At 44.9% G+C, this 23,285-nt stretch carries 24 protein-coding genes and 1 tRNA gene; 17 read left to right on the plus strand and 8 right to left on the minus strand.

The window, feature by feature from the left end:
• The first annotated feature begins 9 nt into the window (after nucleotides 1-9).
• The gene (locus ACYVIC_RS06890; protein ID WP_460858501.1) at nucleotides 10-3,285 is read left to right on the plus strand and encodes a porin family protein; all 3,276 of its coding nucleotides are present in this window, start codon (nucleotides 10-12) and stop codon (nucleotides 3,283-3,285) included.
• A 19-nt stretch (nucleotides 3,286-3,304) separates the two neighbouring features.
• The gene (locus tag ACYVIC_RS06895; protein ID WP_460858503.1) at nucleotides 3,305-4,003 is read left to right on the plus strand and encodes an SPOR domain-containing protein; all 699 of its coding nucleotides are present in this window, start codon (nucleotides 3,305-3,307) and stop codon (nucleotides 4,001-4,003) included.
• Between the two features lie 56 nt (nucleotides 4,004-4,059).
• On the opposite strand, the gene ACYVIC_RS06900 is transcribed toward ACYVIC_RS06895, so the two are convergent.
• The 3 genes from ACYVIC_RS06900 to ACYVIC_RS06910 are packed head-to-tail and all read right to left on the minus strand — an operon-like array spanning nucleotide 4,060 to nucleotide 5,794.
• A complete protein-coding gene (locus ACYVIC_RS06900) occupies nucleotides 4,060-4,632 on the minus strand; it encodes a FlgO family outer membrane protein (protein WP_460858504.1) in 573 nt (190 codons plus the stop codon).
• A gap of 11 nt (nucleotides 4,633-4,643) precedes the next feature.
• On the minus strand, nucleotides 4,644-5,333 hold the full coding sequence (locus ACYVIC_RS06905; RefSeq protein ID WP_460858506.1) for a FlgO family outer membrane protein: 690 nt from the start codon (nucleotides 5,331-5,333) through the stop codon (nucleotides 4,644-4,646).
• A gap of 11 nt (nucleotides 5,334-5,344) precedes the next feature.
• Complete coding sequence (locus tag ACYVIC_RS06910) at nucleotides 5,345-5,794, minus strand: FlgO family outer membrane protein (protein WP_460858508.1); 450 nt, start codon at nucleotides 5,792-5,794, stop codon at nucleotides 5,345-5,347.
• A 398-nt stretch (nucleotides 5,795-6,192) separates the two neighbouring features.
• On the opposite strand from ACYVIC_RS06910, the gene ACYVIC_RS06915 reads away from it, so the two are divergent.
• Nucleotides 6,193-6,858 carry an SPOR domain-containing protein gene (locus tag ACYVIC_RS06915; protein WP_460858509.1) on the plus strand — a complete coding sequence of 222 codons (666 nt, stop codon included), beginning with the start codon at nucleotides 6,193-6,195 and terminating at the stop codon, nucleotides 6,856-6,858.
• A 25-nt stretch (nucleotides 6,859-6,883) separates the two neighbouring features.
• Here the strand turns inward: ACYVIC_RS06915 and ACYVIC_RS06920 are convergent.
• Both ACYVIC_RS06920 and ACYVIC_RS06925 read right to left on the minus strand, forming a co-directional pair.
• Nucleotides 6,884-6,958 (minus strand) — tRNA-Arg (locus tag ACYVIC_RS06920).
• Nucleotides 6,959-7,074: 116 nt separating this feature from the next.
• Nucleotides 7,075-8,220: a flagellar assembly protein T N-terminal domain-containing protein gene (locus tag ACYVIC_RS06925; protein WP_460858511.1), complete on the minus strand. Its 1,146-nt coding sequence runs from the start codon at nucleotides 8,218-8,220 to the stop codon at nucleotides 7,075-7,077.
• A gap of 136 nt (nucleotides 8,221-8,356) precedes the next feature.
• Here ACYVIC_RS06925 and ACYVIC_RS06930 point away from each other — a divergent pair, with 136 nt between their 5' ends.
• Nucleotides 8,357-8,818, plus strand: a complete 462-nt coding sequence (locus tag ACYVIC_RS06930; RefSeq protein ID WP_460858513.1) for an LPP20 family lipoprotein — start codon at nucleotides 8,357-8,359, stop codon at nucleotides 8,816-8,818.
• A gap of 16 nt (nucleotides 8,819-8,834) precedes the next feature.
• Here the strand turns inward: ACYVIC_RS06930 and flgN are convergent, their stop codons facing one another.
• The 3 genes from flgN to flgA all read right to left on the minus strand — a co-directional run bounded on the left by flgN (nucleotide 8,835) and on the right by flgA (nucleotide 10,368).
• Nucleotides 8,835-9,269, minus strand: a complete 435-nt coding sequence (gene flgN, locus ACYVIC_RS06935) for a flagellar export chaperone FlgN (RefSeq protein WP_460858515.1) — start codon at nucleotides 9,267-9,269, stop codon at nucleotides 8,835-8,837.
• The gene (gene flgM / locus ACYVIC_RS06940) at nucleotides 9,266-9,586 is read right to left on the minus strand and encodes a flagellar biosynthesis anti-sigma factor FlgM (protein ID WP_460858517.1); all 321 of its coding nucleotides are present in this window, start codon (nucleotides 9,584-9,586) and stop codon (nucleotides 9,266-9,268) included. Before flgM ends, flgN begins: the two co-directional genes overlap by 4 nt.
• 77 nt (nucleotides 9,587-9,663) lie before the next feature.
• Complete coding sequence (gene flgA, locus ACYVIC_RS06945) at nucleotides 9,664-10,368, minus strand: flagellar basal body P-ring formation chaperone FlgA (protein ID WP_460858519.1); 705 nt, start codon at nucleotides 10,366-10,368, stop codon at nucleotides 9,664-9,666.
• 129 nt (nucleotides 10,369-10,497) lie between these two features.
• Between flgA and ACYVIC_RS06950 the strand changes: the two genes are divergently transcribed.
• The 13 genes from ACYVIC_RS06950 (at nucleotide 10,498) to flgL (ending at nucleotide 23,087) form a co-directional block, all read left to right on the plus strand.
• Complete coding sequence (locus tag ACYVIC_RS06950; protein ID WP_460858521.1) at nucleotides 10,498-11,427, plus strand: chemotaxis protein CheV; 930 nt, start codon at nucleotides 10,498-10,500, stop codon at nucleotides 11,425-11,427.
• Between the two features lie 16 nt (nucleotides 11,428-11,443).
• Nucleotides 11,444-12,277, plus strand: a complete 834-nt coding sequence (locus ACYVIC_RS06955) for a CheR family methyltransferase (RefSeq protein WP_460858523.1) — start codon at nucleotides 11,444-11,446, stop codon at nucleotides 12,275-12,277.
• Nucleotides 12,278-12,350: 73 nt separating this feature from the next.
• Nucleotides 12,351-12,752 (plus strand): flagellar basal body rod protein FlgB, encoded by a 402-nt coding sequence (flgB, locus tag ACYVIC_RS06960; protein ID WP_460858525.1) that lies wholly within the window; start codon nucleotides 12,351-12,353, stop codon nucleotides 12,750-12,752.
• Between the two features lie 2 nt (nucleotides 12,753-12,754).
• A complete protein-coding gene (gene flgC / locus ACYVIC_RS06965; RefSeq protein WP_460858526.1) occupies nucleotides 12,755-13,180 on the plus strand; it encodes a flagellar basal body rod protein FlgC in 426 nt (141 codons plus the stop codon).
• Nucleotides 13,181-13,190: 10 nt separating this feature from the next.
• On the plus strand, nucleotides 13,191-13,919 hold the full coding sequence (locus ACYVIC_RS06970; RefSeq protein ID WP_460858528.1) for a flagellar hook assembly protein FlgD: 729 nt from the start codon (nucleotides 13,191-13,193) through the stop codon (nucleotides 13,917-13,919).
• A gap of 17 nt (nucleotides 13,920-13,936) precedes the next feature.
• Nucleotides 13,937-15,280 carry a flagellar hook protein FlgE gene (flgE, locus tag ACYVIC_RS06975; RefSeq protein ID WP_460858529.1) on the plus strand — a complete coding sequence of 448 codons (1,344 nt, stop codon included), beginning with the start codon at nucleotides 13,937-13,939 and terminating at the stop codon, nucleotides 15,278-15,280.
• A gap of 137 nt (nucleotides 15,281-15,417) precedes the next feature.
• Complete coding sequence (gene flgF / locus ACYVIC_RS06980) at nucleotides 15,418-16,164, plus strand: flagellar basal-body rod protein FlgF (RefSeq protein WP_460858531.1); 747 nt, start codon at nucleotides 15,418-15,420, stop codon at nucleotides 16,162-16,164.
• A gap of 35 nt (nucleotides 16,165-16,199) precedes the next feature.
• Nucleotides 16,200-16,988 (plus strand): flagellar basal-body rod protein FlgG, encoded by a 789-nt coding sequence (gene flgG, locus ACYVIC_RS06985; protein ID WP_460858533.1) that lies wholly within the window; start codon nucleotides 16,200-16,202, stop codon nucleotides 16,986-16,988.
• An 11-nt stretch (nucleotides 16,989-16,999) separates the two neighbouring features.
• Entirely contained in the window at nucleotides 17,000-17,677 is a 678-nt protein-coding gene (gene flgH, locus ACYVIC_RS06990; protein WP_460858535.1) for a flagellar basal body L-ring protein FlgH, read from the plus strand.
• 10 nt (nucleotides 17,678-17,687) lie between these two features.
• Complete coding sequence (locus ACYVIC_RS06995; RefSeq protein WP_460858536.1) at nucleotides 17,688-18,779, plus strand: flagellar basal body P-ring protein FlgI; 1,092 nt, start codon at nucleotides 17,688-17,690, stop codon at nucleotides 18,777-18,779.
• Between the two features lies 1 nt (nucleotide 18,780).
• Nucleotides 18,781-19,782 (plus strand): flagellar assembly peptidoglycan hydrolase FlgJ, encoded by a 1,002-nt coding sequence (gene flgJ, locus ACYVIC_RS07000; RefSeq protein WP_460858538.1) that lies wholly within the window; start codon nucleotides 18,781-18,783, stop codon nucleotides 19,780-19,782.
• Between the two features lie 41 nt (nucleotides 19,783-19,823).
• Complete coding sequence (flgK, locus tag ACYVIC_RS07005) at nucleotides 19,824-21,851, plus strand: flagellar hook-associated protein FlgK (protein ID WP_460858540.1); 2,028 nt, start codon at nucleotides 19,824-19,826, stop codon at nucleotides 21,849-21,851.
• Between the two features lie 3 nt (nucleotides 21,852-21,854).
• Nucleotides 21,855-23,087, plus strand: a complete 1,233-nt coding sequence (gene flgL / locus ACYVIC_RS07010; protein ID WP_460858542.1) for a flagellar hook-associated protein FlgL — start codon at nucleotides 21,855-21,857, stop codon at nucleotides 23,085-23,087.
• Nucleotides 23,088-23,285: the final 198 nt, after the last annotated feature.

Genomic DNA, 23,285 nt, shown 5'->3' on the forward strand with positions numbered 1-23,285 from the left:
CCTTAAAATATGACAAAATCAGAACCGTTGATTGTTACAAAAGATTTATTTAAATATCTGATTTTTATTGCTTTAATGGTTTTTTTGGTGCGTGCTCCTGCTGTGTTTGCACAGCAGTCTGCTGAGTCGCAGCAAAGTGTTCAGCAGTTGCTTCAGCGAATAAAAGCAAAACAGCAAGCGTTACAACAGTCTGTTAAGACAGAGACAAATGCTGTGTCTGAACAGGCTGTTGAGATAAGTGAACCAGCGCAACAGAATGAAAGTCAAAGCCTTGACACCCCTGTAGCCCCCTCAGCAATGGCTGAAAATACACCAATCACTCAGCCGTTAATATTAAACAACGACAGTAACAAAATTATCACCGCACCACAGAGTCGTTTTAGTGTTGGTGAAGAATTATTGTTAAGTTTGTCTGTTAATGGCTTAGCATTAACAGAAATGTTTGTTGTTAAAACTAATAAACTCTTTCTGTTAGGGTTGGGGGATTTTTTTCAGTTAATTGAATACCCTGTTACGGTTGATGTTGCAGCTAAACAAGCTGATGGATGGTTTCTACGTGAACAAAACGAATTTAGCATACGCCATAACAACGATAATACACTTAGCGTTTTTGTTTTAAACAAACAGCATACCGTTGCAGAGCAAGATTATCAGTTTACTCAAGATGATCTTTACGTCGATGCTGCCCTTCTTAAAGAATGGTTTGGTTTCGAATTCGACGTTGATGAAGCCAGGCTTGCAGTAAATATTGTCTCTTCGACGAAATTTCCTGTTGAAGCAAGACTCGCCAGACGCAATCGTCCCGCAGCGATGGCCGGTGATGTAAACCGGTCAATTATGCCGCTAAAAGAATCGCCTTATCAACTTTACTCTGCACCAATGTTAGATATGCAGGTCGCTGGAAGACAAACTAAAACTGATACATTAGGTAGTTACTCTGTGCTTGGTAACCTCGATCTTGCCTATTTTAACACCGAGTTTTTCTTATCTGGAAACAATGATGATGCGTTAAATTCTTCGCGTTTAACCTTAGGCCGTCAATCTCCTCAGGGGGAGTTACTTGGTCCGCTAAATGCTACTGGTATTGCTTTTGGCGACGTTACTCCTGTTAATGCTGGTTTTGGTAGTACCTTGCAACAAAGTCGGGGGATATATGTGACAAACACGCCACTAAATCAGGTATTTGATAATCGCCGTACCAATATTACCGGTGAAGTGCAGGTCGGTTGGGACGTAGAGCTATATCGAAATGGGATACTGCTCGACAGCAAAATTGCAATAGCAGATGGCCGTTATGAGTTTAATGATGTTGATTTAACATTTGGACAAAATGATTTTGAATTAGTGTTTTATGGCCCACAGGGACAAATTGAAACCAAAACGGAATCTTATCTTATTGACGGTAATACGGTTACCACGGGGCAAGCAAGATACCGAGTATCGGTGGTTGATGTGAATAAATCCCTTTTAGGGTTAAATGACCCAATTACAGAGAAAAATAATCAAGGTTTGCTTACCAGTGCGACGTTTGATTATGGCTTTACAAAGTGGTTGTCAATGACAGCCGGAACGTCTTGGTTTAAACCAGAGGTAGGCGAAGAACAACAGTTTTATAGCTTAGGTACTAATGTTAGTTTTGGACAGTATGGTTTGTTAAGTTCTGTTGTGTCTGCTGATAAAGACAGTAGAAACAGCATAAATACTAATTTTCGTACACGATTTTGGCAAAGTAATTGGAGCTTTAACCATCGGTACGACGAAATTTTTGCTGCGGCCGATAATGACGCAACATCGACCCATTCCTATGCAGTAACCATGACGGGCAGCTTGTCTTTTCCGATATTACCTGTTTTAAATTATCAAAATAGTTGGTTTAAAACTGCTCATTCTGATGGGCGCTATGAAGAGGTCTTTGAAAATGCTATCGGTATTAACGGGCCTTGGGGTTCGCTAAGCCATAATGTAGTGTTTAACAAAAATGCAGTTTCTAATGCGGGTAATTTTGCACTTGTTGATTTAGACAGTACTGAGAGGCAGGTTTCATTAGCAAAAAATGAGCTTGTTGAAAGTGATAGGCTAAACGCTGGCTTGCAGTATCGTAAAAACTTTGGCCGTGTATTTACACGGTTATTCTCGAGTTATGCCATTAAACCTGATGCCGAGTTATTGTCTTACGGTGCAGTGTTAAATTACCCCTGGACCCAGCAATTGAGTTCCGAATTAAGGTATTCATACTTTGTGCCTGAAGATCAGTATCAGTTAAATCTTGGTTTAAATTGGCAAAAAGATGCATTTCATTTAAATACTAACTTTAATTACAACGAGCAGGGCGACTGGATCCTTGGGCTCTCAGCACGTTTTAGTATTGGGTATGAACCCATACGAGGTGGTGTTTTTACCTCTGGTCGTGCTATTTCTCAATCTGGTAGTGTTGCAGTAAGGGTATTTGAAGATTTAAATATGAATGGCGTTTTTGATAGTGAGGAGCCACTTATTCAAAATGCGAAAGTCAGTGCTCGTCAGAGCTATCGGCATGGCATAACCAATGAGCAGGGTGTCGTAATATTGACATCATTGGCCAATCAAGTAACCACTGACATCGTTGTGGATGAAGAAAGCCTGGACGGTCCTTTTATGATAACGGCAATACCGGGTGTGGCAATAACGGCAAGAAAAGGGTTTGTTGATCAACTCGATTTTCCTGTTGTAAAAGCCGGTGAGCTAGAGGGCGTTATTTACTTAAAGAATGAACAAGGCCAACATAGCCCGGCACCTTACATTATGCTTCATTTAATTGATGCCCAAGGCGACATCGTGGCGTCGACACGCTCAGAATTTGACGGGCTTTATTTGTTCAAGAGTTTGAAACCAGGCGAATATAGCTTAAAGGTGGATGATGCTTTTATTGACAGACGTGGATTGAGAAAGGTGAAGCAAAAACAGCTACAATTTTCGTCTGCCGGTGATTTGATTGTTGGGGTAGACTTCAGTTTAGCCCCGCTCGAAGATGCTGAAGGGTTTATTGTTAGTGCAGGGCAGTTCAGTTCTGCGGGTATGCTGAAACTGTATTACCAGATGCTACGCAAGCGGCTAACCCTATCCAATATGCAAAAGCCTTTCTATATTAAATCGAAAGAAAATGGCAAGTTTGTGCTTGGCCTTGCGTACTTTGAAAGCGCTGATAGTTCAGAGTTTCAGGCTCAACAAAACGCACTGCAGCTGTGTGAAAAGCTCACTACAATGCAAATACGCTGTGAAGCTGCATACCATGGTTTTAAATATTAATGCTACGACGGAATTTAAAATGAATAATAAAAGCAAGCCGTTACACAAAGTATTTGGTGTAGTTGTTCTGGGCACGTTATTAATCGGATGTCAGTCAACACCAGACAAAATGAAAGGCGTTAGTGTTATCCAGGGCACACACATTGACCAAATAGCGTCAGATCTTAATGTGCTGATGGAAAAACAAAAACAACATGATCAACTGTTAATAGAATGGCAGCAGCTCAAACCCGCGCTGAGCCGTTTGGCTGTGGCTGAAGAAGAGTTGGGGTTGTTACTTATTCAGTTAGAGCAGCTTGCTTTAGCGACGTCAGAATCACCAGAACAAACATCTGGAGTGTCTAATAGCAGTACAAGTTCAGTTACTAAGGCCGCAGCGCCTGTTAAGGCGGATAAACTTACTTCGAGTATTGTACCCGCATTATCGGATAGCAATTCTAAACGTTTTGCGTTGCAAATTGCATCGCTCTCTGAGCCCTCACGTTTACCTGCCGTATGGGCTCAGTTACAAAAAAAATATCCGCAGTTGATGAATACCCTTGAGGCTAACGTTGAGAGGATAACCGTGGGTCAGACAAATTATTACAGATTGAAGATAGGCGCTTTCGCAGATAAAAAACAAGCAGTAGAACACTGTAACAAGATGAAATTAGCCGGTGTTAATTGTCTCGTGGCAAATTATGTTTTTAGCGATTTTTCAACGTTACCAAAACAATAAAGCGCCATTGCTGTCTTTTCAGGTATGACGTTTAGTTTCACAGGTGATTATTTCGCTTATTTTACCTCGCCCAAATGTCGAACAACAAAATATGGAATTGTGATCTTTGCTGAAGATATAACGCTTTGATCTTTCAATCTGATAAGCCGGCTATATACCTCGACGCCCTTTGGTGTGTAAATTAAAGTGCCGGCTAGGACGGCGTGTACGTTTTTATTGCGAAAAAACAGCCTTTGCTGTCGTGAAAAAATCAGATCACCTCTGTCTGATGAAGCAATGTGTTTTGTGACTTTAGTGTCTGTTACGGCATAACCAAATCTGGGCAATAGGGTCAAAAAGTTTTCCGCCAATTGATTACCTAAAGCATGAGTTTGTTGCAGGCTGCTATCAAAATCAACAAAAGACGCTACAGCGATATTTTTGGTCAATTCTGCTGGTGTATCAGGGAGCATCTTTATTATCATTTGTTCTACATAGCTGTCTAACTGCACATTGTATCTGGAGGGAGAAAACCCCTCGCTATATCGTGCTCCAGCAACAGAGTCCGCCAGCACAGGAGCCGCAGGCAGTGTGTTTTGGCACGATGTAACCGACAACACGCACATTAGCGGAAATATTTTACGTAACATAGCCTGCCCTCTTAGTTAGCGCTTTTTATTAGCATCATGCCTTGTGTTGTGCTGCTTGGATGCAAGGCTTTTACAACTGCGTTTGGTATTAAACTTTGCGCTGAGGCTAATACAACTTTGTTGTTTATCTGTATCATGCGTGCGTTAACAATTACGCCATCTTTGTGTTGGCTAAGTGTTCCGCCGACTGCGTATTGTGCAGCGAGGTTTTCGTTTAGTTCTTCAACATCACGGCTATGAATGAAATCACCTTGTGGTGTAACGCGTATAAAATCTGTGACTTTAAAATCAATTACCTGCAAACCAACATTATGTAACTCATGCATAAAGCTTTCTGCTATTTGGTTGCCAAGTAAGCTTCCCTGATTAAAGTCACCATCCAGGAAAACAAATCCTGCAACGGCCAGCGGTGTTTGCTCCGACACATCTTGCATAGATAGCAACATCTCTTGCATTAATTGACGCACGTAGTGTTGAATAGTGAGGTTTGTGCGGCCTGAGGTAACGTGTGACTCGGCCGAGGAGGTTGTAAATCTCCCCGGTTGAAATGCTTCAGGTGCCGCAATAGGTCTCTCTGCTATAGTCTGTTTTATATTGCTCTGATCTGTTATGTCAGATTGTCCGGCAGCATTTGGCTGAGTTTTTAATATACTGCAACTTGCTAAGGTTAATGCAGATAATGTAAAGAGTAATGCTTTCATTGACGTGCTCCTTAAAGCTCAATACGGTGTAGACGGCCATTTTTCAGTTGTACTTGTTCACGGCTCCACAATACATTCAAGGGTATTTCTGACGTTGCAGCGGCAGCAACACTGTGTTGAGCAACGCTCACTAATTTTGTGTTTACCAGGTAAGCATGTTGTTGTGCAATTAATGTTCCGGTAAGTATATAGTCCACATATAACTTATCCTGCATGTGTGTATTTGGCGTAATTTTTATACTGTTGTCGCTATTTAACGCTACAGAGCTTTTGCCATCCAGCGCAATTACATCAAATCCTGCCTGAGTGAGAAGTGTTAGCATGCTATGTTGTAATTGTTTTCTGATAGGTGCTGTTGCATCGTTTGACAAGACATGTTCAACATTTTCTGCTGAAGAGAAGTCACCAATCAATACCCGGCCGCGCGGTATGCTGTCGGGTGTACTTTGCAGCAATTGCATAGCTAAGCCGCCTGCATAGTGGTGAAGTGTGTAAGCAGACATATTATGTGATGCGTCAGACACAGCGCTCTTAACTCGCTCGCTTTGGTAAGCTGTGCTGCTCGCTGCGGGTTTGTTTACTGTGTGGTACTGTTGACTACATGCAACAAGCCACAGCACATTTATTAGCAGGAAATAACGCATACAAATCCAACCTGTTTATGCCAAAGTTTTGATATAAACGTAAAGCAAAAATCGCACCACTATTTTCACGGGGCTTTATTTTTGAGTTTCATTTTAACGTTCAGCTGTTATGGCTTGGTGTAAACAAGTCGCAATAGCTAATAAATGGCATTTATTATGCAGAGTTCTGAATTAAGACACGATTTCTCTTACTCAGGTGTAAGGAACTTATTAACATGACAAAAAATTGGCACAACGTATCAAGAGCAAAAACACATTCTAAGCTGATAGCCATATTTTTGCTTGCAGGGTGTACAAACCCTGTGCCGCAACACGCTGAAATGAAAAGTGATAGCAATGAATTACTTACACAGGCCGATGTTCAGCAATACTTACAAGAATGGCAGGCTGCGAAGCCTAGTATTGCTCGTTTGGCAGAGCTTGAATCAGATTTAGCATTTTTAATTGCCGAAGTATCACAAATGTCTGACTTAAGTAACGTGCCTGAAAAATACGCGGATAGCGAGGTTATTGCTACCGATAACGTTATTGTATCTTCCATCGAGCAAGCACCAGTAGCATGGGAAGTAACATCAGAACTAGAACCTGAGCTGTTAGACGTTAAAACCTCAGAAGATTACGCAGTGCATTTGGCTAATTTTATAAAGCCAAGAAGCGCTCAATTTGGCTGGTATGTTGTTCAACAAGAATTTCCTCAGTTACTGAACGGCCTATATCCGAAGTTGTTGCCTGTCAGTAACACGAGGCAACAATTATACAGCCTGAGAGTGGGGCCTTTTAATCGTAACACTGATGCAGAACGAGCCTGTAATTTACTTAAACTGCGGAATTATAAATGTGAAACTACGCGCTTTAACGGCGATGAGTTAATTAGTATGTAGTCAAAACTAAATCATTAAAGTTATTTGGCTGCCCCAACAGGAATCGAACCTGTAACTGCCCCTTAGGAGGGGGCCGTTATATCCATTTAACTATAGGGCAACTCTTATTCGGAGTGTAACAGAGAGCGTCGTAGTTTCAAACTGTCCTGCTAATGACAGCTTGTTTTACATACACTTATTGAGCGCTTTAATACTAATCTTAATATAAGTTGCGTGTTAAATGTCATCAGGATTCAACTGAATACTGACGATGTCACCTTGCTGAATATGGCTAAGAAGGTGTTGTTGTTCACTGCTAGCCCAAGCGTGTTGCGATGTAATTTCTGTCACGGTAAAACGTGCAGCATGCTGCAGCACACGCCTAACGTCTGGTGTTGCAGGATGGCGTTGTAGTTGAAATATACGTAGTTCATCACCGATTTTAAGGCCGTGCATCGTCCCCAAAGGTAGTTGCAGCGTGTTGTTTCTGACCTGTGCAATACGACTGCGAAGTGGCTGGCAATTTAGTTGCTGTTGAACATCGTCCGCTACCGTTTGTAGTAGCTTATTTATGTTACTTCCGTATTCCATTTGCCAAAACGCTTGGCTATGGCTTGATGGTGTTGGTTCATTTCTAACTGGCCAGTCAGCACTGGTGCGGTATTCTTGCTGATAAACAATTTTTTGTTCAAATATGTCGTATAGGCTGACTTCCAATGCAAAGAAGCGCTCTTTGCGCTCGGCTTGCCAAAATTTATTGGTCGTTTCCCCCAAAGATAGATCGGTAATACGGCTGTTTAACAAATACTGATTACCGTCATTGAAAAGTTGCTCATCTCGACTAAATTGAAGTTGCTTTGGTTCTATGCTGTATTGAACTAGGCTAACAATAGCTGCCGGACTGTAATCTCGCAGGTGTCTCTCGAGTTGTACCCCTATATTGCTGCCAAAATCAAATAACTGCCCATTCACAGCGTCACGACGTGGTATCAGTTGTGGTAGGGGCATCAAAACAGATTTTTTGTACTGGTGGTTGCCGCACTGATTCATTTCAGGCTGAATATTTAATTGCACCGTTACTGTTAGCATGTCGCTACTTCGTGTTTCTGAAAGTAGCCTTATTTGTTTAATCTCTCCCATACTAACCAATTCGGTTTGCTCATTTTGTAAAACACCATTGATTAATTGTTGCGTGCTACTAACGCGTGCACCCGCACCCAGAGCGGCTCGCTTTATCGCGTCTTCCAATGCCAGTTGTCTTGCAGAAGTAAGTTCGTTGTTGTTAATTTTAGCTTGACCGATGGCTTCATACCATTGGGCCTGTGCGTTACTACTTAAAAAAATTGGGCTGATTAATATCAGACAAAATGCATAATACTTCATATATTCTCCGCTTTGCTTAGCGCTTCATCTAACAAGCAAATAGTATGCCTTTTTTTCTGGCCCGATATCTGCATAAATCATGTTGTAGTTGTTAAGCCGTCAACTTGGCTATCATCAGCAAACAAGGGGGGGAGTGATGAAAGTATTATATAGCCTGATTATAATTCACGTTTTATTGATTAGTGGTTGTTCGTTGATAGCAGACAGACATATAGAGTATGCCTCAGTAAAGCCTGATACTTTTCCAGTGGTTCGTGCAGTGGGGTATGCACCTATAAGTTCTCAGTTAGGGGATAATGCCGAGCATAAAATGCTGCAGGCTATGAAAGCATCAAAGCTAGATGCATACCGTGAGTTAGCTGAGCTAGTGCATGGACAAAAAATTGACGCTAAAACTGAACTTAGCGTTATGACGTTAACAGATGAACGTTTGTCTGCGTCAGTAAGGGGGGTAATACAAGGTGCCAGAGTTATAAAAACTTATGCAGTAGATGATATTTATATTACTGAGCTAGAACTGGATTTTAAGCAACTATATAACTTGGATCAAAACATCAGACCAAAACAAACAATCAAGAGTGTTAAATATTACTACTGACAAACAGTGAGTAGTGTCAGGCTTTAATCCCTTTACCCTTACTGTCAATAGCCGGGCGGCCTTTACTTGTATAAGTGAGGCCTGATTTACCGCGGCTGGATAATAATTCATGCTTAAATTGAGCAAGTCTCAGCTGGCTTTGTTCCAGCGTTAACTGATTAATATCATTTTGTTGTTTGCATTGTACCAGCAGGTCGTCAAGTACGGTAATCTGCTGCTTAAACTCGTCTTGTTCTTTGCTCTGTGAGAGCTCTGGCGAGTTAGCCAGTTGCTGGTCAATGTGCTGGATCTGGTTAAGCAGATTAATTTTGTCTGCGGTGATGTGTTCCAGAGCGTCTATTTCACGGTTGGCAAGAGCGGCAAGTTCTTGCCGTAATAACGACAACAGCACGTCCAGGTGCTGTTGTTGTTGTTGTAACAAAGAGGCAATGCTGTCAGAGATTAACGTCATTTTTTGGCAAATATTTCGCTTTCAAACTGCACGATGCGACGTGCCAGCTGCTCCACATTTACCTTGTACTTACCCTCAGCAATGGCTTGCTTAATTTTGTCGACTTTTTCCTGGTCAACACCAGTGCTACTGGTTGCTTTGTCTGTGAGTTTAGCAAATTGCTGTGCTTGCGGCGTAATCGACACGGAGTCCTGTTTCTGATTAGCTGTCTGAGTGGCATTTTGCTGCACAGTTGTTTGCTGACGTTGCTGATTTTGTTCAGCTTTATCAGCTTTAACCTGACCTGCATTTTGCAGGTTATTGATATTAATAGCCATAATATGACCTCATTACCTTGTTACAGTTCCCTATGATCAGGTTAGCGGCAGCTGACAGCAAAACTTTAGCATAATTTTTAAAAAGTAATACTGACACGGTTAACAGCGACGACTTCTGCCGTTATGGTACGTTTAGACTGCCTGTTTTGTACATGTATCATATCGCCAAGGCTACCATCAGCCATTGCTATACCCGATGCCGAAACGTCTAAACCATTATTCCTGATGGCTATTGTAACAACATCCCCTTTACATACAAGACATAGATCCTGGAAGGTTAAAATTTGTCCCATCGACAATGATCTTTTAGTTTTTGCGCCAATAACCGATGTAGCTTCAGTAACCAGATTACCGCGTATAAACCTGCGAGCTCGGGTTGTTGTTTCCAGCATATCGGCAGTGATCAGACTTGCTGTAGCAATGTTTTGCCGTAATACCAGTGTCTCGACAATTTCATCAATTCTGACCGGCACATACAATTGCCAATCTGGAGTGTCGCTGCAGCGGATCACAATAGTATTTTGCCTTTGCGTTAGCGGTTGCGACAAACGGAAATCCAGCGCCTGTTCACAATGTTTGTCACCAATACGCCGGTCCAGGCTATTGATATCCGTCTGATAGCGCGTTGTCGAATCAACAACTAATTGCGTATTAAGCCACTGCTGCGCCAAAGTGGTTAATTGCTCAGGGCTATAGCTCTGTTCAGCGCTATAAACGCGTAGACTGCAACAGAAACAGAGCCAGATAAGCCCGTGATTTAATAAATTTTCGTACTTTTTCATATAGTTTCGGCTATGCTTTATCTGCTGGTGGTTATAACATACGGCGATAATTTGACGCTAACTGCTATCCCACATCGGAATAAAGCAAATTAGCAAGAATCGATCCGATACGTAGCAGAGGAGTGGCAGATGGCCGGCATTTTAGATTCGGTGAATCAGCGCACACAGTTAGTCGGACAAAACCGGCTTGAGTTATTGTTATTCAAATTGGCGGGGCGTCAGCGCTACGGTATCAACGTGTTTAAAGTTCGCGAGGTGTTGCAATGCCCACCACTTACTGCGATCCCAAAGCGCAATAAATACGTAAGAGGAATTGCACATATACGCGGCCAGACTATTTCGGTTATTGATCTAAGCCTGGCAACCGGCGGTCGTGCAATTGAAAATACCACGGACAGTTTTATTATCATTGCCGAGTATAACCGCTCGGTGCAGGGGTTTTTAGTTAACTCCGTAGAGCGGATTATTAATATTAACTGGCAAGCTATTATGGCGCCGCCCAAGGGGACCACTGGCAAGCAGAGCTATTTGACCGCCGTAACAGAGATTGATAATGAGCTGGTAGAAATTCTGGATGTAGAAAAGATCCTTGAGGAGATTTCGCCATCACCGACTGCTATAACTAAAGAGCTGGATGCTCAAAGTATTAATGCAGATTTAGGCGACAGATTGATCTTGATTGCTGATGACTCTGCAGTAGCTCGTAATCAGGTGAAACGTGCTTTAGAAAGCTTAGGCGTGAAGATGCATTTGGTGAATAACGGCAAAGAAGCATTGACGTATCTAAAAAAAATTGCTGATGACTGCCATGAGTCGGTAACCGAAAAAGTGGGTTTGCTGATTTCCGATATTGAAATGCCGGAAATGGACGGATACACCCTGACAGCAGAGACAAAGCTTGATCCTAAATTGAAAAAGTTACATGTTATTCTGCACACCTCTTTAAGTGGTGTGTTTAACCAGCAGATGGTCCAAAAAGTGGGTGCCGATGATTTTATTGCTAAGTTTAACCCGGATGAACTGGCAGAGTCTGTTCAGAAGTGGCTGCATGCAGAATAACCTGTAAGGATTAACGGTGGTAAATAAAGAGCTGCAAGATAAAGAGTATGTGTTGTTCCGGGATTTTCTGGAGCAACAGTGCGGTATTGTACTGGGTGACAACAAACAATATCTGGTAAAAAGCCGGCTGGCACCGCTAATGCAACGCTTTGGTGTGGCAACGTTGTCTGAGCTGGTAAGTAAGACGCTAAGTCCGTTTGAACGTCAATTACGCTCTGCGGTAATTGATGCTATGACGACCAACGAAACGCTGTGGTTTCGTGATACCTATCCCTACGAGTTGTTAAGAAAACAAATCTTGCCGGAGCTGGAAAAAACTTGCCGCACCGTCAAAATATGGTCAGCTGCGAGTTCTAGTGGACAGGAGCCATATTCTATTGCGATGACCGCGTTGGAATATCAGCAAAGCCGGCCTGGTGCTTTTAGCCTGGGGGTTAATATACTCGGTACAGATATTTCAAATACCATGCTAGAGCACTGTCAGCGTGCAGAATATGACGGTCTTGCTTTGTCGCGAGGGCTATCGCCTGAGCGCCGTAGTAAGTTCTTTGAAGATAGCGGTAAAGGCATGATGCGTATAAAAGACAATGTACGCAAGAATGTCAATTTTCGTCATCTTAACCTACTTGATAGTTATACCTTGTTAGGGAAATTCGACATCATATTTTGTCGTAACGTACTAATTTACTTCTCTGCCGATGTCAAAGCGAAAATCATTCAACAGTTTGCCCAATCGCTCAACTCACGTGGTTACCTTTTTCTCGGCGCCTCTGAGTCATTGTCTAGCCTGAACAATGATTTTGAAATGGTCCGTTGTAACCCCGGCATTATCTACCGCAAGAAAATCTGAAAATTAACCATCTAAAATAGTGGCCTGAGATTTGCATTTAATTTGCCATCGCTAATAGATAGGTGGCAAAAAAATGGCAATCAGTTTTGACAAAGCATTTGGTATGCACCCTGACGCCATGCTGGTGCGCGATCGTCGTGCTCAGGTACTGGCAGAAAATATCGCCAACGCAGATACTCCGGGTTATAAAGCTAAAGATCTGGATTTTCAGCAAGCGTTGAATAACGCCAAAGCCAGACAATCTGGTGCTATGCAGCGTACCCACGACCAGCATTTCCACATATCTACTGCCACCCGGCATGAAACTAAATTTCGTAACCCAGACCAGCCTGATACCGGCGACGGTAATAGTGTTGATATTCATCGCGAACGTAATGCCTTTATGCAGAACAGCCTGGAATATCAAGCAAGCCTGGGATTTCTTAATTCCCGTATTGGCGGTTTGAAAAAAGCCATTACCGGCGGAGGACAATAATTATGGGTGCTTTTAATATTTTTGATATTACCGGCAGCGGTATGACTGCGCAGTCACTGCGGATGAACACCACTGCCAGTAACATTGCCAATGCTAATAGCGTAAGCAGCAGTGTTGAGCAAACCTACCGAGGCAGACATCCGGTGTTTGCCGCAGAGTTGTCGCAATCCAAACGCCTGCAAGGCGATGCTAGCGCTGGGGTAAAGGTGCTGGGTATTGTTGAATCGGACGCGCCGCTCAACGTTGAGTATGCGCCAAACCATCCAATGGCAGACGAAAACGGTTATATCTATAAGCCTAATATCAACATTATGGAGGAGATGGCGAACATGATTTCGGCATCGCGCTCCTATGAAACCAACGTGCAGACTGCTGATGCGGCTAAACAGATGGTGATGCGGACATTGCGGCTTGGGCAACAGGGATAAGGAGTAGCAGATGACTACCGGCGTAAACAACAACTCCGCCTTGGGTGGCATGTACTGGGATGGTGACAAAAAAACACCGGATAAAAATAACGGTGCGCTGACCCAGGCTGATTTTTTCGCGCTGTTAACACAGCAGCTGGCATATCAGGACCCGACCAAGCCAGTTGAGAATGACCAAATGATTGCGCAAATGACCAATTTTACCATGGCCGACGGCATTAGCTCACTAAACGAAAGTTTTAAAGGTTTAGCCCAGAGTATGACGTCGAACCAGGCGTTGCAGGCTTCTTCTTTGGTGGGACGCACTGTGCTGACACAATCAGATGAAATCGTGTTTACCGGCGAAACCTTATCACGTGGCAATATCGAACTTGATAAAGCGGCGACGTTGATGAAAGTGCGCATAGAAAATGAAAAGGGCGAGTTAGTACAATCGTTTAGCGTGGAAAACCCGCAAGTGGGTAAAAACGAGTTTATCTGGGATGGTACCTATATGCCATCCGGCGCGGGGAGTGCTGCCGAAGTAGACGGTGAGTTGTCTGAGCGGGTGAAAGCCGGCGTATATAAAGTAAAAGTGGACGTGAGTTACGCTGACGGTAGCAACGCCAGTCTACCGGTCAATGTTTATACGCCCGTCGGTAGCGTCAGCCTAAATGGGCAAGGTGGCAGTATTATGCTTAACCTGCTGGGATTAGGGCAGGTTAAATTAAGTGATGTATTAGAAGTTTCATATAGTTAAGTGAGCTGAGGTGAATTATGAGTTTTAATATTGCATTAAGCGGCCTGGCCGCAGCGCAAAAAGATCTGGATACCACGGCGAATAACATCGCTAACGTAAATACCACCGGTTTTAAAGAGTCTCGGGCTGAATTTGCCGATGTGTATGCCACATCTATTTTTGCCTCTGGCCGCACAAAAGTAGGTGATGGTGTTGCGACATCTGTTGTTGCACAGCAGTTTAGTCAGGGCGCACTGCAATTTACTGCCAACTCACTGGATTTAGCTATTACCGGTGAAGGTTTTTTTGCGCTGACACCTGATCGGCAATCGCAAGATCTTACCTATACCAGATCTGGAGCTTTTAAACTTAATAAAGACAACTTTATTGTTGATAACAAGGGAAATTATCTGCAAGGCTTTGCTGTTGATCCAGTTACAGGTGAAAATCAGTCAGTGAGCCTGAGTACAACGCAGCCTATTGCGATCCCAACATCGGCCGGTGCGCCACGCGCAACGACAAACATTTTTTTGAGTATGAATGTTGATTCACGCGTTATAGCGCCAACATTAGCATTTGATCCAACTGACAGGGCTTCATACAACCATTCAACCTCGGTTACCGTTTATGACAGCCTAGGTGAGCCCCATACTGCAACGACCTACTTTCGTAAACAAGCGGCACCCGCAATTAATACCTGGGATACTTTTGTTGTATGGGATGAAGCTACGGCCAACCCAACAGTTCCTGCACCGGTTCCGCCTGCAACACGTAACCCGGCATCATGGTTTCAGGGAGATCCTATAGTCTTTGATTCAAATGGTAATTTCATTGATACACCGCCATTACCTACCATTACGATCCCAGCTGCAGATTTAAACCTGGCTAGCAACAATTACCTGACAAACGGTGCTCAGTTTGCTACGGATATTGCAGTAAACTTTCGTGATGCATCAGGTGTTAGAACGCCGACACAATACGCCTCTAATTTCGATGTTACTAACCTGAGTCAGGATGGTACTACTGTAGGGAGCCTGACAGGCGTTGACATTGATGCTTTTGGCCGGGTGCTGGCCAGCTACAGCAATGGTGATTCTTCTTTTCTGGCGCAGGTAACACTGGTGCGGTTTGCAAATGTACAAGGCTTAAAGCAGGTGGGTAATACATCATGGAAGCAAAGTATTACGTCAGGTGAGCCAATAGGTGGGCAGGCCAATATTGGCACCTTTGGTGCAGTCAACGCGTCAGCGCTTGAGCAGTCAAACGTAAACCTAACCACCGAGCTGGTAGACCTTATCAGCGCGCAGCGCAACTTTCAGGCTAACTCAAGGGCACTGGAAGTAAACAGTACCTTGCAACAAACCGTGCTGCAAATTCGTTAAGCGTGACCAAGCTATATTAAACACCACCTTCGGGTGGTGTTTTTTTATCCACTTTATTGTTCCCTCCAATATTTTTGTGGCATCAATTTTGCTTCATCAATAGATATAAGTTGTAGCAACAGATCACGGAGAGCCTAATGGACCGTTTGCTATACATCGCCATGAGCGGTGCCAAAGAAAATATGAATGGTTTAGCGGTGCGGGCAAATAATCTTGCCAATACCGGCACCGTTGGTTTTAAAGCCGACTTTGAACAGGCTCGGGCAATGCAGGCGTTTGGCGACGGTCTTCCCAGCCGGGTGTTTTCCATGACTGAACAGCCAGGTCAAAACTTTGACGCCGGCGCCATCATTATGACCGAGCGTGAGCTGGATGTTGCAATTCAAGGCGATGGTTGGTTGGCAGTTCTGGCACCGGATGGCACTGAAGCCTACACCCGTGGCGGTAATTTGCAGCTAAATGCACAAGGTATGTTGGAAACCTCATCAGGGCTTGCCGTAATGGGCGACGATGGTCCTATTCAGTTACCAGTGCCACTGGCAAAACTGGAAATTGGCAACGACGGCACGATAAGTGCGTTGCCGCAAGGTGCCCCGGCTGACGCTATTGCGGCTGTTGGTCGTATTAAGCTGGTTAAACCATCAAACAGCGAGATGGAAAAGGGAAATGACGGTTTATTCCGGCGTAAAGACGGGCAGGTGGCTGAAGCGGCGCCAGATGTGAACTTACTTAATGGTGCTATTGAGGGCAGTAATGTCAACGCAGTAGGCGAAATGACCTACATGATCAGTTTGCAGCGTCAGTTTGAATTGCAAGTGAAAATGATGAAGAGCGCTGAAGATATGGACCGCCAGCAAGTTCAGTTACTTCGGATAATGGGTTAATCACCAGATAACGGGTTACGGCCCGGGAGGCAGTTATGCATCCAGCTTTATGGATCAGTAAAACCGGATTAGACGCTAAACAGCGTGATATTTCGGTAATTTCTAATAACCTGGCAAACGCCAGTACGGTTGGCTTTAAGAAAAGCCGCGCCATCTTTGAAGACTTGTTATACCAGAACGTGAATCAGCCTGGTGGGGCATCGTCACAAAATACCGAGCTACCCAATGGTTTAATGATTGGTGCTGGTACCAAGGTGGTGGCAACGCAGAAAAACTTCACTCAGGGCAATATGATCACGACTGACAACAGCATGGACATCATGATCCAGGGGCACGGCTTTTTTGAGATCCTAATGCCTGACGGTACGATCTCGTATACCCGCAATGGTCAGTTTACTATTGATAATGAGGGCAGTCTGGTTACGTCAGGTGCGGGCTTTCAGTTGCAGCCCAATATTGTGGTGCCACCTGATGCACAAAGCTTAACGGTAGCGCAGGATGGTCAGGTATCTGTGCAGTTGCCAGGGCAGGGTGAGCCAGCAGTGTTGGGGCAGCTTACAGTAACGAACTTTATCAATCCGGCTGGGCTTGAGCCTGTTGGGCAAAACCTGTTTCGCGAAACCGGCGCCAGTGGAGCCCCGGTGCAGGGCATTCCCGGGCTGGAGGGCTTAGGTATTATCGTACAGGGAGCATTGGAGACATCCAACGTCAATGTTACTGAAGAGCTGGTGAGTCTGATTGAAAGTCAGCGCGTGTATGAAATGAATTCGAAAGTCATTTCATCTGTCGACCAGATGTTAGGCTTTGCAATTCAGCAGTTGTAATCGGAGGCGTTATGTTACGCACTATTATTGGCATCGGCATTATAGTTGGTTTGTCTGGTTGTGCATCTTTGCAGGAGCCGCAGGCAAACGACCCTTATTTTGCACCGTTACAGCCAGAGATGCCGACTCGGCAACTGGTGCACAATGGCTCTTTGTTTGCACAAAACTATTCCAATAGCCTGTATTCCGATAATAAAGCGCGACACGAAGGCGACATTATTACCGTAGTGTTAAAAGAGCGCACTCAGGCCAGTAAAAATGCCAAGACGGAAACGAAAAAAGACAGCTCAGCCTCCTTTGATCCAATGATTGGCCTTGGTGGTCGCAACGTTTCAGTAGCGGGTAATGTGCTGCAATTTGGCGCCAGCTCTGCATCGAATTATAAAGGTGATGCTAAAGCTGATCAGAGTAACTCGCTGGTGGGTGATATTTCTGTCAATGTGTTGCAGGTGCTGGCAAACGGTAATCTGGTGATCCGTGGTGAAAAATGGCTGACACTCAATACCGGCAAAGAATATATCCGGCTGACCGGTGTTATCCGCTCTGAAGATGTCGATGTAAATAATACTGTCGAGTCGACAAAAATTGCCAATGCCCGTATCGAATACAGTGGCACAGGGGCTACTCATGGTGGCCAGTCACCAGGCTGGTTGAGCCGGTTTTTTAGCAGCCCGTTATGGCCATTTTAGGAGAACATAGATGAAACGGATCCTCGCAGTACTGTTGCCGTTAGCATTGACAATGTTACCTGCGCAGGCAGCAAGAATAAAAGATGTTGCTGATATCGAAGGGGTGCGCAGTAACCAACTGGTCGGTTATGGCTTGGTAGTCGGCTTGCCTGGTACCGGCGAACAAGGCGCTTTTACTGAACAGAGCTTTCGTACAATGTTAACCAATTTCGGTATCTCGTTGCCTGCCAACTTAAAAGCACAAACGAAAAACATTGCCGCAGTAACGGTGCATGCTGAGTTACCCGCTTTTGCTAAACCCGGCCAGACGCTTAACATTACCGTTTCTTCTGTTGGCAGTGCCAAAAGCCTGCGCGGGGGCACTTTAATGCAAACCTTTTTAAAGGGGTTAGACGGTAATGTGTATGCGGTAGCTCAGGGTAGCTTAATAGTAAGTGGCTTAGGCGCCGAAGGATTGGACGGTTCGCGCATTTTGGTCAACACGCCGACAGTGGGCAGTATTCCTAACGGTGCAACGGTAGAGCGTGAGGTCATATCGCCTTTTGCTCAAGGCGACTTTATTACCTTTAATCTAAAACAATCCGATTTTACTACCTCAAAGCGTCTGGCTGAGGCAATTAACGCCTTTATGGGCGCCGACACGGCTTACTCAAAAGATGCCACATCCGTTCAAGTTAGGGCGCCGCGTGATATCAGCCAGCGCGTATCTTACTTGTCCACACTGGAAAATCTGACGTTTGAGCCTGGCGATAATGCGGCGAAAATTATTATTAACTCACGTACCGGCACTATTGTCATAGGTAAGGAAGTGCGATTGTTTCCGGCAGCCGTAACTCATGGCGGTCTAACCGTGACGATAGCGGAAAATCCACGGGTAGTGCAGCCAAACCCGTTGGCACAAGGCCAAACTGCAATTGAAGAAAACACTATTATTGACGTGCGGCCGGACCAATCAAGGATGTTTAAATTTGACCCTGGCGTCACGCTGGACGACCTGGTCCGCACTGTTAATGCGGTGGGTGCCGCACCAGGTGATTTAATGGCAATTTTGGAAGCATTAAAAGAAGCTGGTGCTATCCATGGCGAGTTAGTGGTGATTTAACATGAGCCCGACCAGCAACCAAATGTCTTATCATGATTTAACCAGCCTGCAGCAAATACGCAGCCATGCAGGTAAAGATGAAAAGGCCGCGTTGCGTCAGGCGGCCGAACAATTTGAATCAATTTTCTTCAGTATGCTGCTAAGTAGCATGCGAAAAGCTAATGCTGCATTTGAGGTGGACGGCATGATGAATAGCCAAACCACCAAGTTTTACCGCGATATGCACGACAGCCAGATGTCGACTGAGTTGGCAAAGAGTGGTGCTTTAGGTTTAGCAGATATACTGGTGCAGCAGCTAAGCCCTGCTTTGTCTGGCCGCCCGGCTGCGGATAAAGGTGATAAAGCCTCAGCTGACACAACTCATACAGATTTAATGATGCCGCTTTATCGCCAGCCGGCTATTAAAGCAGCCTTTATCCCAACTGATGGCTCACCGATTAAACCGGCACAAACGCAGACAGATAATTTATCTGCACAGGCCAGTTGGCAGGTTTCCAGCCCGGTAGATTTTGTCAAGAAGCTGCTGCCAGCGGCACAGCAAAGTGCCAAAGTGCTGGGGTTAGATCCGTTGGCGTTGGTTGCGCAGGCGGCGCTGGAAACCGGTTGGGGCCAACGTATGATCAAGACCGCCAGTGGTAGTAACAGTTTTAATTTGTTTGGTATCAAAGCCAATAATGGCTGGCAAGGTGAAACAGCAGTGGTAAGTACCCTGGAATATCGCCAGGGCGTAGCGCAAAAAGAGCAAGCCAAATTTCGTTCTTATGGCTCACTAGATCACAGCTTGTCGGACTACGTGGCCTTTATCCGTGGTAATCCGCGGTATGAAGATGCCGTGGCAGCAACGCACGACACCAAGCGCTATTTTGAACAATTACAGGCAGCGGGTTATGCCACCGACCCTGCTTATGCAAAAAAAATTATGGCGGTATATCAAAGCCCTACTATGCAGCAGGTAAGGTCTGAGCTTGAACAGGCTCAAGAAAATGCACATAACGCCGATTAATAGTCAACTGACGCCCGATAGCGGTGTCGCCGGAGAGAGCAATGTCTGATAATTTACTGCGCATAGGTACATCCGCTGTGTTATCGAACAGTACCTTACTTAGTACCACCAGTAATAACATTGCCAATGTTAATACGCAGGGCTATTCAAGGCAACGCACTGAGTTTGAAGCGCAAACCTTGGGCTTAGGCGTAGGCAAAGGTACAACCGAGCGACTGGTCAGTGAGTTTACCTCAGCACAGCTACGCCGTGATACGTCGCAACTGGCATTTGCTAATCAGTATACTGCCGAGGCCAACCGGATTGATGGTTTGTTTTCTAACCCAGCTAACAGTATTTCGTCGGCGATGAATGATTTGTTTCAAAAGCTGCAAACGGCCAATAATGACCCCAGTGCTATCTCAACCCGGCAATTAATTATCAGCAGCAGTGAGTCACTGACCGACCGTTTTGCTACCTTGTCTAATCTGGTACTGGATCAGGCCAGTTATGTGAATCAGCAACTTGATTTAGATTTAACCCAAACTAATTCGTTAATTCGTAATATCTCCGAGCTCAACCGCAGCATTGCCGGTTTTGGCCGTGGTGATAACAACCAGCCGCCTCTGGACTTGCTGGACCGGCGTGATGAAGCCTTGCGCCAGCTGTCTGAGAAACTCGACATTAAAGTGCTTGATTCCGACAACGGCGAAAAACTGGTATTTATGGCGACCGGCCAGTCGCTGGTGGTAGAAAACGGCGAGTTTAGTATTTTAAGCCTTAATGGTAACCCGGACCCGAATGTACGTAATGTGCAGCTGAGTCTGAATTCAAGACCTGCGGTTATCCGTAATTTAGGTATTGAGGAGCTAGGCGGTCAGCTGGGCGGCTTACTTAAATTCCGCGATGATTTACTGATCCCAACCCAGATGCAGCTAGGGCAGTTGGCATTGGCGATGTCTGATAAGCTCAACACGCAAAACAAGCTGGGCATGAATGCCAACGGCGAGTTAGGAGGGGATTTATTTGTGCTGCCAACCAGCAATGGTCTGGCGTTTCAGGGCAATACCGGCACCGGTACCGTTACAGTAAGCATTGAGCCAGGCAACGCTACACAATTGCCTCCAAACGACTTTCTATTAACCTTTACCGCCCCTAATACGCTGACGCTTGAAGCCACAGATACCTCAGGTAATGTGGTGCCCGGCTCGGCAAAAACCATTCCCTTAGCGGCATTTCCGGCGACACTGAACAGAGAAACTCTGGGGCCGGGCTTTCCAGATTTATATGGTTTGTCGCTTGAAGTAACCGGGCCGATGAACAACGGTGACCGTTTTGCGTTAAAGCCGTTGTCCAGTGCAGCACGTAATATTGATCTGGCAACGACCAGGCCGGAAGATATCGCCCTGGCGTCACCGGTGCGTAGCCTGGTTGCGCAAGACAATTTGGGAAACGGCCAGGTTGATAAGTTAATTGTATCCAACACCAACCCGGCAACGTCACAATTTGTTGTACCGTCGTCTATTAATGGCGCGCCCTTTACCGTAACGCATATTGGTGGTAATCAGTTTGAAGTGCGTGACAATACTAACACGCTGCTGGGCACGACACCGGTATTACCCAATGGCCAGTTGAATAACATTATGGATGAAGCCGGTTTAGGTACTTATGGCTTTGATTTTAACATCACCGGCATTCCGCAAACCGGCGATAGCTTTACTATTGAATACAATACCGGTGGTTTTAACGATAACCGCAATGGCCTGGAACTGGCCAAGCAACAAACTGAAGAGACAATGCGGCGCTATGCGGTAGCGACGCCAAATGCGGATAACAGCGTCAGTTTTAATGAAGCATACGGGACTATGGTAAGTTTTGTCGGCGACAAGACAGCGCAAGCCAGAAACAGCCAGGCGGCAGCAGAGGCACTGTACTCACAAACGCTAAAGTTAAAAGAGTCGTTGTCAGGAGTTAGCCTGGATGAAGAAGCCGCTAACTTGGTACGGTTCCAACAGTCTTACGCGGCATCGGCAAAAATCATTTCGACTTCGCAAACCATTTTTGACACCTTGTTACAGGCAGTGAGGTAATGTATGCGTATCACCTTTAACAGCAAATTTAATCAAAGCCTGGACGGTATACTGAACACGCAAAAACGGCTGTTGCGTGCCCAGGATCAGATGATTAAGCAAACAAAAATTCTGACCCCGGCTGATGACCCGTCCGGCAGTGCTAAAGTACTTGGTGTGGGGCAAAATCTGTCGCAGTTAACCCAGTTTGAACAAAATGGCATTGCCATAAAAAATAACCTCGGGGTGGAGGAAACCGTTTTGGGATCCATCCGCACGGCAATGGATAGGGCACGTGTGTTGGCTATTGCATCCGGCAATGGTTCCTACTCTGAATCGGAACGTGAAGCTGTGGCCTCAGAAATTGAAGGTATTCAGCAGCAGCTGTTTGATTTAATGAACAGTCGAAACGTTGAAGGTGGATATTTATTTTCTGGCTTTCAGGATGGCTTGCAAGCCTTTAGCCTGGATGCATCAACCGGCAAATATGTGTTTAACGGTGATGATGGTCAAAAGGCCTTGCAGATATCCCCAGGTGTTACCTTACCGGTAAACGATAGTGGCAAAAAGGTGTTCGATAGTGTGCAGGTGCGACCCCAGCCGTCAGCACCGGTTATTGCCGTGGCCGGGCCAACCAGTGCAGCGGTAAATGTGATAAACCCAGACGTGTTTAACAGTTTTTATATTAATAACTACGATAAGGTAGCACCGGCTAATAATACCATTAGTGTCGAGTTAACTGCGCCGAGTAATTATCAGGTGCTGCGCGGCGGAGCGCCGCTAGCGCCACCGGTAACCGGCGCTTACACTTCAGGTCAGCCAATAACCTTTAGCGGGCTGGAAATTGTTGTTAACGGTCCGGCTGGGGCTGGCAGGGTCGATTTTACTTTGCCTGCGCCAGAGAAAACCAATATTTTAAACACCTTAAGTGAGCTGATGACTGCGCTAAGAACGCCCGGGCCGGTAGATGATGCTTTTCAGGCAAGTGTCGCCAAAGCGGTTGGTGAAATTGATGATGCCTCTACCAGTGTTGCTGCTACCCGTTCAGCTATTGGCGGGCGAATTAACGTACTAGACAGTATTAATGGTTCTAATGCCGATCTGGAAATTTTGGCTACCCAATACCAGGCTGATATTGCCGAAGTGGACTTTTCCAAAGTAATCGCTGATTTAACCAAAGAAGAGACCGCTTTACAGGCAGTACAATCTACTTTTGCTAAAATCACCAATGCATCCTTGTTCGATTACATTCGTTAATACCATTTAGGCCGGCAAAAAATTGCCGGCTAATCATTTCTTATTAATTTAAGTTAAAAACTAATATAAATTAGTGTGTTAATAAAAAAATTTAAAAAAATAGGCGAATTCTCTAAAGTATAAATTCCGCTGTCCGATAACTAAGTATCAGGCAAATCACAGCACGAACTTAACGCTGATGTGATGAGTAAACAGATA

It is taken from the genome of Rheinheimera gaetbuli, assembly GCF_054781935.1.

Bases quoted from the DNA above. Each gene is read 5' to 3' on its own strand.
- flgH (WP_460858535.1), top strand. From the start codon at position 17,000: ATGTTACGCACTATTATTGGCATCGGCATTATAGTTGGTTTGTCTGGT.
- ACYVIC_RS06925 (WP_460858511.1), bottom strand. From the start codon at position 8,220: ATGAAGTATTATGCATTTTGTCTGATATTAATCAGCCCAATTTTTTTA.
- ACYVIC_RS06900 (WP_460858504.1), bottom strand. From the start codon at position 4,632: ATGTTACGTAAAATATTTCCGCTAATGTGCGTGTTGTCGGTTACATCG.
- ACYVIC_RS06905 (WP_460858506.1), bottom strand. From the start codon at position 5,333: ATGAAAGCATTACTCTTTACATTATCTGCATTAACCTTAGCAAGTTGC.
- ACYVIC_RS06970 (WP_460858528.1), top strand. From the start codon at position 13,191: ATGACTACCGGCGTAAACAACAACTCCGCCTTGGGTGGCATGTACTGG.
- flgJ (WP_460858538.1), top strand. From the start codon at position 18,781: ATGAGCCCGACCAGCAACCAAATGTCTTATCATGATTTAACCAGCCTG.
- flgE (WP_460858529.1), top strand. From the start codon at position 13,937: ATGAGTTTTAATATTGCATTAAGCGGCCTGGCCGCAGCGCAAAAAGAT.
- flgK (WP_460858540.1), top strand. From the start codon at position 19,824: ATGTCTGATAATTTACTGCGCATAGGTACATCCGCTGTGTTATCGAAC.
- flgM (WP_460858517.1), bottom strand. From the start codon at position 9,586: ATGGCTATTAATATCAATAACCTGCAAAATGCAGGTCAGGTTAAAGCT.
- ACYVIC_RS06915 (WP_460858509.1), top strand. From the start codon at position 6,193: ATGACAAAAAATTGGCACAACGTATCAAGAGCAAAAACACATTCTAAG.
- ACYVIC_RS06895 (WP_460858503.1), top strand. From the start codon at position 3,305: ATGAATAATAAAAGCAAGCCGTTACACAAAGTATTTGGTGTAGTTGTT.
- ACYVIC_RS06930 (WP_460858513.1), top strand. From the start codon at position 8,357: ATGAAAGTATTATATAGCCTGATTATAATTCACGTTTTATTGATTAGT.
- ACYVIC_RS06890 (WP_460858501.1), top strand. From the start codon at position 10: ATGACAAAATCAGAACCGTTGATTGTTACAAAAGATTTATTTAAATAT.
- flgF (WP_460858531.1), top strand. From the start codon at position 15,418: ATGGACCGTTTGCTATACATCGCCATGAGCGGTGCCAAAGAAAATATG.
- flgA (WP_460858519.1), bottom strand. From the start codon at position 10,368: ATGAAAAAGTACGAAAATTTATTAAATCACGGGCTTATCTGGCTCTGT.
- flgB (WP_460858525.1), top strand. From the start codon at position 12,351: ATGGCAATCAGTTTTGACAAAGCATTTGGTATGCACCCTGACGCCATG.
- flgL (WP_460858542.1), top strand. From the start codon at position 21,855: ATGCGTATCACCTTTAACAGCAAATTTAATCAAAGCCTGGACGGTATA.
- flgG (WP_460858533.1), top strand. From the start codon at position 16,200: ATGCATCCAGCTTTATGGATCAGTAAAACCGGATTAGACGCTAAACAG.
- flgC (WP_460858526.1), top strand. From the start codon at position 12,755: ATGGGTGCTTTTAATATTTTTGATATTACCGGCAGCGGTATGACTGCG.
- ACYVIC_RS06995 (WP_460858536.1), top strand. From the start codon at position 17,688: ATGAAACGGATCCTCGCAGTACTGTTGCCGTTAGCATTGACAATGTTA.
- flgN (WP_460858515.1), bottom strand. From the start codon at position 9,269: ATGACGTTAATCTCTGACAGCATTGCCTCTTTGTTACAACAACAACAA.
- ACYVIC_RS06910 (WP_460858508.1), bottom strand. From the start codon at position 5,794: ATGCAATTGCTGCAAAGTACACCCGACAGCATACCGCGCGGCCGGGTA.
- ACYVIC_RS06950 (WP_460858521.1), top strand. From the start codon at position 10,498: ATGGCCGGCATTTTAGATTCGGTGAATCAGCGCACACAGTTAGTCGGA.